Below are 12834 nucleotides of genomic sequence, written 5' to 3' on the forward strand. Positions count from 1 at the left end.
TTGTCGCGCTATTTATATCGATAGTTAGCTGTTTTCGCTAACTATTTTATTGTTGATATAATTACTGAGCTGATTGTATCACTCTTTCTAGAGAAGTGGGCTAAAGAAATAACAAAGGCGTTCTAACACCCGATTCATAAATGGACGTTTTTCCCATTCATCAAGAGTAAGTTGTGTTGAACGTGCAATATAATCATATTGTACGATGCTAAGATCACTAGCAAAACATTCATCATCAATCACAACAGTTATTTCAAAATTAAGCCATAAACTACGCATATCAAGGTTAACCGAGCCAACCATACTCAGTTGACCATCAACCATTACACTTTTTGTATGTAATAGGCCATCTTCAAATTGAAAAACTTTTACACCCGCCTCAAGTATTTCAGTAAAAAAGGCTCGGCTTGCCCAACGTACCAGGAAAGAGTCATTACTTCGTGGCACAATAATACTGACATCAACACCACGCATAGCGGCGGTTGAAATGGCATGAGCCAGATCGTCACTTGGCACGAAGTAGGGGGTTGTCATGACTAATTCTTTTCTGGCTGAATAGATGGCCGTAATTAATGATTGTTGAATGAGTTCTTCAGGAAAGCCGGGGCCTGAGGCAATTACCTGTGTAGTATGTCCATTTGCTTGTTCAAATGGCATAATATTGTTATCTGGTGGCGGTGGTAAGTGGCGTTCACCGGTTTCCATTTCCCAGTCGAAAGCATAAATAATACCCAGTGTCGTAGAAACAGGGCCTTCCATTCTGACCATAATATCAATCCACTGACCGACACCCGCATCTTGTTTAAAATAGCGTGGATCGACCATATTCATACTGCCGGTATAGGAAATGTAGTTATCAATTAATACTATTTTACGATGCTGACGTAAGTCCATACGACGCAAGAAGAAACGGAACAGATTGACTTGTAATGACTCGACAAATTCAATGCCGGCGGCTCGCATTCTTGCAGGACCATTGGTGCGAAAGAAACTACGGCTTCCTGCAGAATCCACCATAATGCGACATTTTACACCACGTTTAGCCGCTTGAATAAGGGCTTCAGTGACTTCCTCTACCAATCCTCCGGATTGCCAGATATAAAACACCATTTCAATATTATCGCGCGCATTATTAATATCACGCGTGATGGCATTTAATGAGTCTTCGCAAGTTGTTAGTAGCTGGATCTTATTACCTTTTACACCATTAATACCTTGGCGTTTAGCGGTTAACTGAAAGATGGGCTCCGCAACATCACTATAGTGTTTAGCGAAAATATGTTTACACTTTTTTAATTCTTCAAGCCAGGCAACTACGGAAGGCCACATCTGCCTAGCATGTTCGACACGGCGTTTACCAAGATGAAGTTCACCAAAGGCAAAATAGGCGATAACACCGACTAAAGGGAGGATATAAATAATCAGTAGCCATGTCATCGTTGAGGTGACAGGTCGTCGATGCATTAGGACACGGAATGTGACCCCTGCGATCAATAGCCAATAGAAGAAAAAAGTTAGCCAACTTAATACAGTATAAAATGTTGTCATAGTAAAGCTATTTTCCGTTGAAAAAGAATCGCATGAATAGGTCGGAGGCAATTTACTAACAATAGTTCATTATTTCTATTATTTGCCAAATGTTGTTATTAAATCAGGATTATTTTCTCTGTCAAATCTCTCTGGTAAGAGATAAACATCAAATAAGTCGCTATATACTTATTTTGATACATTTTATTTTTGAGAGAAAGGTATAAAGCATAAATAAAAAATAAGGCAAATTATCAATCCCCCCTTGGATCATAAAATGAACGTCCTATAATACACCACTTATTTGAAAAAATAGGTATTGATTGCAATGAGACATAGCAGGAATGAAGTGGCACGTTGGCGAATGATGAGACAAGCGTTACGTCGCCGTCGCCGTTGGTTAGAGGGTCAATCACGCCGTAACTTACGTATTTACCAAATGCGTAAGCTTGATACTTCTAGAAAACATAGAGCGCTGTTGTTCGTGCAATACACCGAACTAAATTGATCTTTAGCTTTTTTAGTTGTTATAGCAATCATTTTGATAAACGTTATTGAATATGATTGCTATTTGCATTTAAACTAGAGGCATTATTTTTTGTTTAGGTGAAATAAGATCAGTTATGCGCTTTAAGCTTTGGGTATTTATATCACTGTGTTTGCATGCCTCGCTTGTTGCGGCTGCCATACTGTATGTTGTAGAAGATAAGCCAATTGCACCAGAACCTATCTCTATACAGATGCTAGCCTTTGCTGCAGATGAGCCGGTAGGAGAGCCTGAGCCTGTAGTTGAAGAGGTGACGCCTCCGGAGCCTGAGCCTGTTGTCGAGCCAGAACCTGAGCCAGAACCAGAACCGATCCCAGATGTAAAACCGGTGATTGAAAAACCGATAGAGAAGAAGCCCGAACCGAAACCAAAACCTAAGCCAAAACCGGTGGAAAAACCAAAGCCACCTGTCGAACGGCCACAGCAACAGCCATTGGCGCTGAACAAGGGAAATGAGATGAAAAATCTTAATCCCAACGCTACACCGAGTAATAAAGGTGAGGAAAAGCCTGTTGCGACAACTAGCCAAGGGGAAGGAAAAGTACCTAATGTGCTTCGCCAAGGGTTACCTATCTATCCTCCTCGTGCCAAGGCAGTGGGTATTGAGGGTTCAATAAAAGTACGCTTTGATATCGATGCCGATGGACGGGTAGATAATGTAGAAATTCTCTCTGCTAACCCAAAAAATGTCTTTGAGCGCGAAGTGAGAAAAGCAATGCGTCAATGGCGTTATGAGAAAATCCCTTATAAAGGTAAAGTGGTTATCATTGATTTTAATATAGATGGTGTTTCTGCAAGTTAATAAGAAGCCATTGATTGATAAAGCGTCACATCACTCAATGATAAAAAAAGGCACTTTTGATAAGTGCCTTTTTTGTTGGTTTTATTGAGCTTAAAAAGGTTATTCCATGGTACTTGCTAAGGTAAAATTGGTTTTACCTTCAGGTAGGCGACGAGCGCTATTATTCTCATCGACTGCCACATAAGTAAACACGGCTTCAGTGGCACGATACCGTTGACCTACCGGCTCAGTCGCTACTTTTTTAACCCACACTTCAATATTAACAGTAATTGAAGAGTTACCGGTTTTTAAACAACGAGCATAGCAGCAAACGACGTCGCCAACGGCAACAGGTTTTAGAAAGGTAATGCCTGTTACACTTACAGTAACAACGCGACCTAAGGCAATTTCTTTCGCTAAAATGGCACCACCAATGTCCATTTGAGACATTATCCAGCCACCGAAAATATCACCATTGGCGTTAGTATCAGCTGGCATGGCAAGCGTACGTAATACTAGCTCACCATTAGGCAAAGATTGTTGTTCAGTCATGGGGAAATACTATCTATCAATGTTAAAACTAAGGAGACTCCCTTGAGGCAGTCTCCCGATAAAATAGAGGTCATTATTCAGATTTAGATGTCACATCTTTATGTAATACTTTAGATGTTGATGTTGTTCCGTTATCTGATGTTTCAGATGTATGACTTTCTGTTGATTCCTCTTTCGTCTCTTCTTCGGGTAACCGGTTGTTCCAGATATACACAACACTAATCACAGTAAAGATTAAGGTTAATATTGTTAACCCAAAGACTTTAAAGTTTACCCAAGTTTCTTGAGATAAAGAAAATGCGACATAAAGATTACCCAGCGCACAAGCTAAAAAGAACAGTACCCAAGCGATATTGAGTTTTTTCCAATTAGTCGCTGGCATCGCTAATTCTTTACCTAGCATTCTTTCCATTAATGTTTTCGGCGTAAAGAGTTGCATCGCAATAAGCACTAGCGCAAAAATGGCGTAGATTGCGGTGACTTTCCATTTAATAAAGACATCTGAATGGAAAGCGATAGTCAATGTACCAAATATCGTTACAACGATTGCGGTGATCAGTGGTGCTTTTTCGACTTTATGGAAAATAAGCCATGTTAAACCGACTGAAATCCATGTTGCTACAATTAATGCGCCAGAAGCATAGAAAATATCTTGCCATTTATAAAAGATAAAAAACACTAATAGTGGAGCGAAATCAAGTAATTGCTTAAGCCAGCCGTTTTTCATAACCGATAGAAACCTATTGTCGTTAAATTTATAAACTAGGTTATTCTAATGCAAAGCGACATGAAAAGGGTAAACAATTGCATATCTTTAATAAGATCAGGCTTATTTATCACAATATGGCGGTTTTATATTAGATTAACTCATTGAATATAAGGTTTAATTTAATCTTGCGTCATTTAAAGATAAAGTATTGATTATGGTAGGAGATTAAAACATCACTCTAGTATATGATTCATTGAGCCATTATCTCTTCACGCGACTTTTTGATGAATGCGCGAAAAAGTAATTCAGATAAGAGGAAATCAATGAACGGAAAAAGAATAATAAAATGGATGCCTGGATTAGGCTTATTGTTTAATTATCAGCGTGAATATCTTGGATATGATATTAAAGCAGGGCTTTCTGTTGCTGCGGTTGCATTGCCTGTTGCTATCGCTTATACCGAATTACTCGGTATCAATGCCATTGTGGGATTATACGCCTGTATCTTACCCATGATCATGTATGCTTTATTTGGCACTTCACGCCAATTAATTACTGGCCCTGATGCTGCAACTTGTGCCGTGATAGCCGCAGTTGTCATCCCTCTTTCTGCGGGGGATGAAAATACCCGTTGGCAACTGGCCATTATAATGACTGCAATGACCGGTTTTTGGTGCATTCTTGCGAGTCATTTTCGCTTTGGCGCATTTACGGACTTTCTCTCTAGACCTATATTACAAGGTCTATTAAATGGCGTTGCCATCACTATCATGGTGGGGCAATTGAGTAAAGTATTTGGTTTTACCACCTCCCCAGAATATTTAATTGAAAAATTACTTGAAGTACCTTTTCGATTAAAAGAAGCACATTGGCCAACACTGTTGATGTCGGCGCTAACCTTAGCATTACTATTAGGTATTCGTCATTTTAGACAACGTTGGCCCGCTCCATTAATTGCTATGGTGGTGATGACCTATTTAAGTTGGCAATTTGATTTAGTCAATTATGGGATTGCTATTGTTGATAAAGAAGCAGACAACGGTGATCTCTTTTTACCCATCGTTTCAATGAGTGGCTTTCATCTTGGATCACTTCGTGAATTAATTGTTCCTTCTATTAACCTTGCGGTGATTAGTTTTGTTAGCTTTATGATGACGGCAAGAAGTTTTGCTAGCAAAAATGGTTATGATGTTGATGCCGACCAAGAATTAAAGGCATTAGGCATTGCTAATATCGCATCGGCACTTTCGCAAGGATTTGCAGTAAGTGCCGCCAGTAGCCGTACTGCGGTGAATGATTCTGTTGGCGGTAAAACACAATTGGTCTCTATTGTGGCAGCGTTAGTGATTTTAGTTGTGTTGCTTTTTATGACCGACTTTATTGCCTACATTCCGTTATCTTCTTTAGGCGTTGTGCTGATTGTTTCCTCTTGGTCATTGCTAAGTATTCGTCATATTTGGTCTTATCGTAAACGAAATCGACAAGCTTTTACCTTAGCAACGTTTACTTTATTAGCGGTGTTGTTAGCGGGATTGATTAACGGCATTGGTTTTGCTGTGTTACTTGGGTTATTGCAATTTTTACGTATTGTATTCCGCCCAAGTGATCAGTTATTAGGTGTTGATGAACAAGGAATGATCCACTCAATCAACCAAGGTAACGGCATTGAATCGATATCAGGATTGATGATGTATCGTTTTAATTCCCCCTTAACCTATTTCAATGTTGGCTATTTTAAAAAGCGGGTACTACAGCTAGTGGACAGCGCGCCACAACGTCCTGCATGGTTAGCGGTTGATGCTACCGTAAGTTTTACTTATGACGATGTGAGTGTTTTTGCTGTTATTGATGAGCTAATTAGAGAGCTTAGGATCAAAGGCGTTAAATTGGTATTGGCTGGGCGCAGAACAGAATTAAATCGTTGGATTGCACGTAACAAGATCACTATCAATGATGATGATTTAATTATTGCCCCCGATCTCTATTTTGTTATTCGTTTATATCAAAGTCGACAACAAATAAAAGAAAAACACAAACAGCAACAACAAGTGCCGTTTGCTGAAGATAACCAAGCCACTTTCATCAAGGATACGGAAACGAGGGGATAGAATGAATAACATGGGGTTTAGTGGCTGGATAGGTGTGTAAGGTTAATTGATTATTTTTAAATGATTATGTTAATAACAATGCCGTGCTAATCTATTAATCACATTAGCACGGCATTGTTTGCTGCGAGGGGGTTACTTGGTGATATATTTATTTTCAGTCAGCATAAACAGACGGAATAGATAAATAATCATCCATGCAGACGTAATATTCTTTAAAAAATAATATAAAAATTTGTGGATCATGTTAGGCAATTCCCCCGTAATATTGCTTAAGAAGCCAATCCCAAATTGTAATAAAATCCAAATTCCTAAGGCAGGGATCAGCGCCCCTGATTCACCAAAGCCCATTTTCCAGCCTAGACGTATTGCGCTACCAATAGATTGTTGGCGTACCAGTACGACTGGCGCTAGTGCAAATCCCACTAATAAAATGATACCAGGGATAATCAACATAAAGCCTGCACTAATTAAAATAGAGCAGAGCAAAATTAGCAGAAACATCTTCGGTAAACGGGGTAAGCTGGCATTAAACGTTTGGTTCAATGTCACGTTATGACCGGCAGAAAGTGCCATTGCCAACATTAAAATCACTAAAACCAGAATACTTTGCTGAAAAAGCTCAAAAACATAGACCAGTAAGACCTTTTGAAATACCCCAATAACACTGTTATTCATCGCTTCTAATTCAGCGGGTGAGACATCAGCGAATCTGGTTTTTTGAAAATTAATAATAAAGTCATTAATTATTTGTGATTCTTGTGCATTAGGGCCAACCAATAGATATATGACAGCTAAAATGAGGGCCAAAACTGCAGATAGCGTGATAATGCTACGTTGTTCATTTTTATAAAAGTTAAGACTATCACGGTAGATTGTGCGTGCCGGGGTAGGCATGAAACTGCTCCTATACAAATAGACTAAGTCAATGGGACATATTGTACCTTTTAAGACAACAAAAAGGGATCATTTCTGTTATTTCTATAGCTATTGTTATTGAAAGGTTTTTTTCATTCGTTTGGTGAATGAAAATTAAATAATCAAATCAGATGAAACATTAAATTAACAATTAAATAACGATGTTGTCAAATATCATCTTTTAATGAGGTTCTTTTATTTAATGATTCTTAAAAACAATAAATTTAATTATAAGAAAATATTGTATTAATGCTAAATTTGATGTGGATCAATTATAAATAATCAGCATCATAAATAATAAAGAGAGGAATAACACTTTCTGCAAAAATAATTCCAAAGTTGTGATCGGCATTAGATCATAATTACTTATTAATGGGTATATTTTAGCGGAGATTTTACTTATTACAGGAATGGGTTAAATAATGAAAAAACTTTCTGCGCTTATTCTAGCGGCTGCAACACTTGCACCGTCTATTTCTTTTGCTCATCAAGCGGGTGATTTTTTATTCCGTGCGGGTACTGCAACAGTTCGTCCTAATACAGGTTCAGATACTATATTAGGTGGGCATTTTGATGCTAATAACAACACTCAATTAGGTTTAACCTTTGGTTATATGGTAACTGATAATATTGGGGTTGAGTTATTAGCAGCAACACCTTTTGAGCATAAAGTTTCTTTAACTGGTGTGGGCGAAATTGCTAAAGTTAAACATTTACCACCAACATTAATGGCACAGTATTACTTTGGTGGTGCTGAAGATAAATTACGCCCTTATTTAGGTGCTGGTCTAAACTTTACGACCTTCTTTGATGAAAAATTCAATAATAATCCAGCGGTAGGCAAACTTGGATTAAATGATCTTGATCTTAAAAACTCTTGGGGCTTTGCAGCACAAGCAGGTTTAGACTATAACCTAGATAAAAACTGGATGCTGAACGCTTCTGTTTGGTGGATGAATATCGAAACCGATGTCAAATTTAAAGATGGCGATGGAAACCACTATAAAGTGGATACTCGCTTAGACCCATTTGTGTTTATGTTCGGTGTTGGTTATCGTTTCTAATTATTCTTGCAATAACAGAATATGCTATTAAGTATCAGCGGGGCAGTGGCTCCGCTTTTTTTTTATCTGTGTTAATCATAATTGCTTATCTACAGTTATCGTGTTTAGACTAAAAAATTTTATTACCTCTATTATGTGTATTAAGGCTTAGCTGATTATAACTAAAATAATAGAGGTATATTTTAATGGTGCATTAAAAATGCATCTTTATATTTTTTATTAGTTAAAAAAATAATCACTATTCTCGATGAGCATTTAATTGGCTCGCATAAATGGGAATGTATAGATGTATTTTATTTGCATGTTTTATCTGCCCATGATATTGCCTAATAATAATTAAAAAATAGCGCCTAAATCGGCCAAAAATATTATTACTGATATTGAATAGTACTATTAAGAAAATGATGGTCGCATCAAATTTAAGTGAAAGTCACCAGTGTGGTGAAAATAACATCGAAAAAAGATAAGTATAACTTTAGTTTTAACGGTTTTTTGGGGATAATTTACCCGCAAAAAACAAACGGCTTATTTTAGTAAAACAGAGAATTTGTCAAAAATTGATCTTCATACCAAAGAGTGTGGATTGCTTTAGATGAGACAAGAAAAAAACCACCGAAGTGGCTTTTTTCTTACTGACTTATAAAAAATAGCTTAACGGATAACCATTGAGTTAATGACACCTTTAACGCCAGTGACTTTACGTGCGGTTTCTATGGCGCGATTTGCATCAGCCTGTGAAGAGACAAAACCACTTAACTGAACTTTACCTTTAAATGTCTCAACGCTAATTTGTGTTGAGTTTAGGTTTTTCTCACCAATTAAAGCTGTTTTTACTTTAGTGGTGATCACCGAGTCATCAAAATATCCCCCAGTGCCTTCTGATGTTGCCGTTGGAGAGCATGCAGATAAAGTCATGGCCATAAGTAATGCCGCTAATACGGTAGAAATTTTTGCCCATAGTTTCATTATCAAACTCCTTATAATGACATTATTGATTGAGTACTACTGAATAGAAAACCTAAAGCTGTATACCCTATATAAAGTATGTGCAAGAAATGACAGATTGCCAACTGACTGAGCAAAAATAGTTTTATGCTTGTTTAGGCGAATCAAGCATTACTCGCGCTATGAATAGAGGCTGATGGGGAAGTGATGGTCGATTGTTAATGATTAAATTAGGAAAAATCTGCTTAGGAAAAAGTTTTCTCTAAGCAGACGGCGATAATAATTTTAGACTTAAACGCTTATTGTTGCGGCTTTCATTTGTTGCACAAACTGCGTCAACATTTTTAACATCACATCAGGTTGATGTAGGTTATTTTCAATAATTTGTACAACGGCTGATCCTGAGATAGCGCCAAATGCACCATTACTAATGGCCTGTGAAACTTGTTGTGGCTCAGAAATACCAAAACCTTGTAATGCAGGTGGTGCATTATAAGCTTTAAGTTTACTGGTTAAATGAGTGAGTGACTGTTCTGCTCGTTTATCTGTCCCCGTAACACCGGCTCTTGATAATAGATAAGTATATCCCTCTGCGCTGGTGGCTAACTCTTGTAATAACTCATCATCTGCATTGGGCGGGCAAATAAAAATCGGGGCAATATTCGCGCTTAATGCCGCTTCTCGAAATTGTTTTGCTTCACGCAAGGGAACATCACCAATCAGTACTGAATCAACACCCGCTTGTTGGCATTTATGGTAAAAATTATCAACGCCATTGCTAAAAACAAGATTTGCATACACCAATAGTCCAATCGGAATAGTGGGGTGTTTTTGGCGGATCTGGCTTAATAACTCAAAACATAGGGTTGGGGTGACATTAGCATTTAATGCCCGTAAGTTTGCCCCTTGAATAGTAGGGCCATCAGCCAGTGGATCAGAAAATGGAATGCCTATCTCTAACGCATCTGCACCCCCTTCAATTAATGCGTCAATAATTTTTAACGACAGTTCAGCATCGGGATCACCTAAAGTGACAAAGGGAACAAACGCGCCTTGTTGTTTTTGTGCTAATGCTTCAAAGCATAATTGATAACGGCTCATTAAATTTCTCCTCGTGCAGCTAAAATATCGTTAACAGTAAAAATATCTTTGTCACCTCGTCCGGATAAATTGACAATTAAGAGTTGTTCTTTATCTGGATTTTGGGCAATCAGTTTCAACGCATAGGCCAGAGCATGTGACGATTCTAATGCGGGGATGATCCCTTCACGGCGTGATAGCGTTTTAAAAGCCTCAATGGCTTCATCATCTGTTACAGAAACATAATCGGCACGGCCAATGCTGTTTAAATGCGCATGTTGCGGGCCTACGGATGGGAAATCTAATCCTGCAGAAATAGAATAGGACTCTTCAATTTGGCCTTCTTCGGTTTGCATAATCGGTGATTTCATACCGAAATAAATGCCTAACTTGCCATGTTTTAATGGTGCTCCGTGCTCTCCTGTTTCGATCCCTTTTCCTGCCGGCTCAACACCAATTAATTGTACTGAGGTTTCTGGTATAAATGAGGCGAATAAGCCAATGGCGTTAGAGCCACCGCCAATACAGGCGATAACGGCATCAGGGAGACGACCTTCACGGGCTAAAATTTGCGCCTTAGCTTCATCCCCAATCATGCGCTGGAATTCGCGAACAATAGTGGGATAAGGATGTGGGCCTGCCGCAGTGCCTAATAAGTAGTGAGCACGCTCGTAGCAACCAGACCAGTCACGTAACGCTTCATTACACGCATCTTTTAATGTTGATGAACCACTATGCACCGGAATAACTTCGGCACCCATTAAACGCATACGAAATACATTGGGTGATTGACGTTCAACATCTTTTGCCCCCATATAAATACGGCACTTCATATTTAACAGAGTACAAGCTAACGCAGTGGCAACACCATGTTGCCCAGCGCCCGTTTCTGCAATAATCTCTGTTTTTCCCATCCGTTTTGCTAGCAGTGCTTGGCCTAATACTTGGTTTGTTTTATGAGCACCGCCATGCAATAAATCTTCACGTTTTAGATATAAACGGGTACGAGTACCTTGGGTCAAATTGCGACAGAGTGTCAGTGCCGTTGGTCTACCTGCATAATTTTTGAGTAGATCTTGAAACTCTTGCTGAAATGACGGATCGTTTTGTGCGTCAATAAAGGCTTGTTCAAGTTGATCTAATGCAGGGATCAATATTTCTGGTACATATTGACCACCAAACTCACCAAAGTAGGGATTAAGTTTTCTCATTGTGATGTTGTCCTTGTCAGAAATTTTGTGAAAATTTGCTTTGTTGTAATTGTGTAAAGACTTGCGATAGACGTTGTGGATCTTTGATACCTGCTGAAGATTCCACCCCTGAATTAAAATCAAGTCCTAAGCAACCGGTGTTTAGAGCATCTAAACAGTTATCACTGTTTAGGCCACCTGCAAGTAATGCTTTATGGCGTAAAGTAGGCGGAATAGTTTGCCAATCAAAGGTGTTGCCTGTGCCACCCGTACCATTATCTAATACATATTTGTTAACTTGCGCAATGTGCTGAATATCATGGTGATAAGCCATATTAAGCGCTTGCCAAATTTCACATTGTGGGGCGATTTTTTCCCTTAGTTGGGCTATAAATTGTGCATCTTCAGCGCCATGTAACTGAACCGCAGATAAATTAAGTTGTTTAGCATAGTCACAAATAAGCTCAATAGATTGGTTTTGAAAAACGCCCACAAAAGCTAATGGCGCTTGTGTTATCAATAATTGCGCTTGTGACAGTGTCACTCTTCGTGGTGATTTCTCAGCAAAAATTAATCCTCCATAATAGGCACCCGCTTGATAGGCCGCTTTAACATCTTGTGTACGGGTTAAGCCGCACACTTTATGCTTTCCCAAAATAAGTGCTCTTACCGCTTGGGCAATATTCTCTTGTGACATCAAGGCACTACCCACTAAAAAGCCATTAGCATATTGACTTAGTGTTTTAACTTGTTGATGGGTATGAATTCCAGATTCGCTGATAACAATAGCCTCTTGCGGTAAACCTTGGCTAAGTTGTTCGGTACGGGATAAATCAATAGAGAGATCACGTAAATTACGATTATTAATCCCGATCACTTTTGCTTTAAGCTCAATGGCTCGCTGACGCTCTTCTTCGGTGCTCACTTCTGTTAATACTCCCATGTTTAATTGGTGAGCAACGGCACTAAGCGCACGATACTGTTCATCATTAAGAACAGAAAGCATTAATAAAATGGCATCAGCTTGGTAAAAACGAGCTAAATAAATTTGGTATTCATCGATAATAAAATCTTTACATAAAACAGGTTGATGAACGGCATCACTGACTTGACGTAAATAATCAAAACTGCCTTGAAAATATTTTTCATCAGTCAGTACCGAAATAGCGGCTGCATAGGGTTGATAAATTTTCGCAATGGCAACGGGATCAAAATCAGAGCGAATAATCCCTTTTGAAGGCGATGCTTTTTTACACTCTAAAATAAACACTGGGTGTGATTGTGTTAATGCTTGATAAAATGAGCGTGTCGATGGCGCAATCTTATCTATAAAGGTTGATAAAGGTTGCTGTGCTTTACGTGCAACTAAATATTCGGCTTTATCTTTAACAATGGCATTTAATACAGTCATTATTT

General features: G+C 38.6%; 12 protein-coding genes. 4 read left to right on the forward strand and 8 right to left on the reverse strand.

All coding sequences use genetic code 11. The features are described 5' to 3' along the window. Positions 1-87 precede the first annotated feature (87 nt). Positions 88-1548, reverse strand: coding sequence for a cardiolipin synthase (cls, locus tag ACYUCW_RS01040; protein ID WP_004248139.1), 1461 nt, complete (start codon positions 1546-1548; stop codon positions 88-90). 307 nt (positions 1549-1855) lie between these two features. On the opposite strand from cls, the gene ACYUCW_RS01045 reads away from it, so the two are divergent. Both ACYUCW_RS01045 and tonB read left to right on the forward strand, forming a co-directional pair. Continuing rightward, positions 1856-2035: a YciY family protein gene (locus ACYUCW_RS01045; RefSeq protein WP_004248137.1), complete on the forward strand. Its 180-nt coding sequence runs from the start codon at positions 1856-1858 to the stop codon at positions 2033-2035. A gap of 115 nt (positions 2036-2150) precedes the next feature. After that, positions 2151-2876 carry a TonB system transport protein TonB gene (gene tonB, locus ACYUCW_RS01050; protein WP_012367972.1) on the forward strand — a complete coding sequence of 242 codons (726 nt, stop codon included), beginning with the start codon at positions 2151-2153 and terminating at the stop codon, positions 2874-2876. A gap of 99 nt (positions 2877-2975) precedes the next feature. Here the strand turns inward: tonB and yciA are convergent, their stop codons facing one another. After that, complete coding sequence (gene yciA / locus ACYUCW_RS01055) at positions 2976-3407, reverse strand: acyl-CoA thioester hydrolase YciA (protein WP_004243075.1); 432 nt, start codon at positions 3405-3407, stop codon at positions 2976-2978. A 73-nt stretch (positions 3408-3480) separates the two neighbouring features. Next, complete coding sequence (locus ACYUCW_RS01060) at positions 3481-4134, reverse strand: septation protein A (RefSeq protein ID WP_004243074.1); 654 nt, start codon at positions 4132-4134, stop codon at positions 3481-3483. Between the two features lie 305 nt (positions 4135-4439). Between ACYUCW_RS01060 and ACYUCW_RS01065 the strand changes: the two genes are divergently transcribed. Continuing rightward, entirely contained in the window at positions 4440-6224 is a 1785-nt protein-coding gene (locus ACYUCW_RS01065) for a SulP family inorganic anion transporter (RefSeq protein WP_004248134.1), read from the forward strand. Between the two features lie 132 nt (positions 6225-6356). Here the strand turns inward: ACYUCW_RS01065 and ACYUCW_RS01070 are convergent, their stop codons facing one another. After that, positions 6357-7118, reverse strand: coding sequence for a YciC family protein (locus tag ACYUCW_RS01070; protein ID WP_004243072.1), 762 nt, complete (start codon positions 7116-7118; stop codon positions 6357-6359). A 443-nt stretch (positions 7119-7561) separates the two neighbouring features. Between ACYUCW_RS01070 and ompW the strand changes: the two genes are divergently transcribed. Next, on the forward strand, positions 7562-8203 hold the full coding sequence (gene ompW, locus ACYUCW_RS01075; protein WP_004248133.1) for an outer membrane protein OmpW: 642 nt from the start codon (positions 7562-7564) through the stop codon (positions 8201-8203). A gap of 651 nt (positions 8204-8854) precedes the next feature. On the opposite strand, the gene ACYUCW_RS01080 is transcribed toward ompW, so the two are convergent. From ACYUCW_RS01080 to trpCF, 4 genes are all read right to left on the reverse strand, one after another. Further along, positions 8855-9169, reverse strand: coding sequence for a BON domain-containing protein (locus ACYUCW_RS01080; RefSeq protein WP_004243069.1), 315 nt, complete (start codon positions 9167-9169; stop codon positions 8855-8857). 270 nt (positions 9170-9439) lie between these two features. Continuing rightward, the gene (gene trpA / locus ACYUCW_RS01085; protein ID WP_004243068.1) at positions 9440-10249 is read right to left on the reverse strand and encodes a tryptophan synthase subunit alpha; all 810 of its coding nucleotides are present in this window, start codon (positions 10247-10249) and stop codon (positions 9440-9442) included. Beyond that, positions 10249-11439 carry a tryptophan synthase subunit beta gene (gene trpB, locus ACYUCW_RS01090; protein ID WP_460408091.1) on the reverse strand — a complete coding sequence of 397 codons (1191 nt, stop codon included), beginning with the start codon at positions 11437-11439 and terminating at the stop codon, positions 10249-10251. The genes trpA and trpB overlap by 1 nt, the downstream gene beginning before the upstream one ends. A 16-nt stretch (positions 11440-11455) precedes the next feature. Further along, on the reverse strand, positions 11456-12829 hold the full coding sequence (gene trpCF / locus ACYUCW_RS01095) for a bifunctional indole-3-glycerol-phosphate synthase TrpC/phosphoribosylanthranilate isomerase TrpF (protein WP_017827687.1): 1374 nt from the start codon (positions 12827-12829) through the stop codon (positions 11456-11458). Positions 12830-12834: the final 5 nt, after the last annotated feature.

This window comes from Proteus sp. MB838 (assembly GCF_054767435.1).

What these genes read in the sequence shown, in the direction of transcription:
- ACYUCW_RS01060 (WP_004243074.1), bottom strand. Translation starts at nt 4,134, where the DNA reads ATGAAAAACGGCTGGCTTAAGCAATTACTTGATTTCGCTCCACTATTA.
- ompW (WP_004248133.1), top strand. Translation starts at nt 7,562, where the DNA reads ATGAAAAAACTTTCTGCGCTTATTCTAGCGGCTGCAACACTTGCACCG.
- yciA (WP_004243075.1), bottom strand. Translation starts at nt 3,407, where the DNA reads ATGACTGAACAACAATCTTTGCCTAATGGTGAGCTAGTATTACGTACG.
- trpCF (WP_017827687.1), bottom strand. Translation starts at nt 12,829, where the DNA reads ATGACTGTATTAAATGCCATTGTTAAAGATAAAGCCGAATATTTAGTT.
- tonB (WP_012367972.1), top strand. Translation starts at nt 2,151, where the DNA reads ATGCGCTTTAAGCTTTGGGTATTTATATCACTGTGTTTGCATGCCTCG.
- cls (WP_004248139.1), bottom strand. Translation starts at nt 1,548, where the DNA reads ATGACAACATTTTATACTGTATTAAGTTGGCTAACTTTTTTCTTCTAT.
- trpB (WP_460408091.1), bottom strand. Translation starts at nt 11,439, where the DNA reads ATGAGAAAACTTAATCCCTACTTTGGTGAGTTTGGTGGTCAATATGTA.
- ACYUCW_RS01070 (WP_004243072.1), bottom strand. Translation starts at nt 7,118, where the DNA reads ATGCCTACCCCGGCACGCACAATCTACCGTGATAGTCTTAACTTTTAT.
- ACYUCW_RS01080 (WP_004243069.1), bottom strand. Translation starts at nt 9,169, where the DNA reads ATGAAACTATGGGCAAAAATTTCTACCGTATTAGCGGCATTACTTATG.
- trpA (WP_004243068.1), bottom strand. Translation starts at nt 10,249, where the DNA reads ATGAGCCGTTATCAATTATGCTTTGAAGCATTAGCACAAAAACAACAA.
- ACYUCW_RS01065 (WP_004248134.1), top strand. Translation starts at nt 4,440, where the DNA reads ATGAACGGAAAAAGAATAATAAAATGGATGCCTGGATTAGGCTTATTG.
- ACYUCW_RS01045 (WP_004248137.1), top strand. Translation starts at nt 1,856, where the DNA reads ATGAGACATAGCAGGAATGAAGTGGCACGTTGGCGAATGATGAGACAA.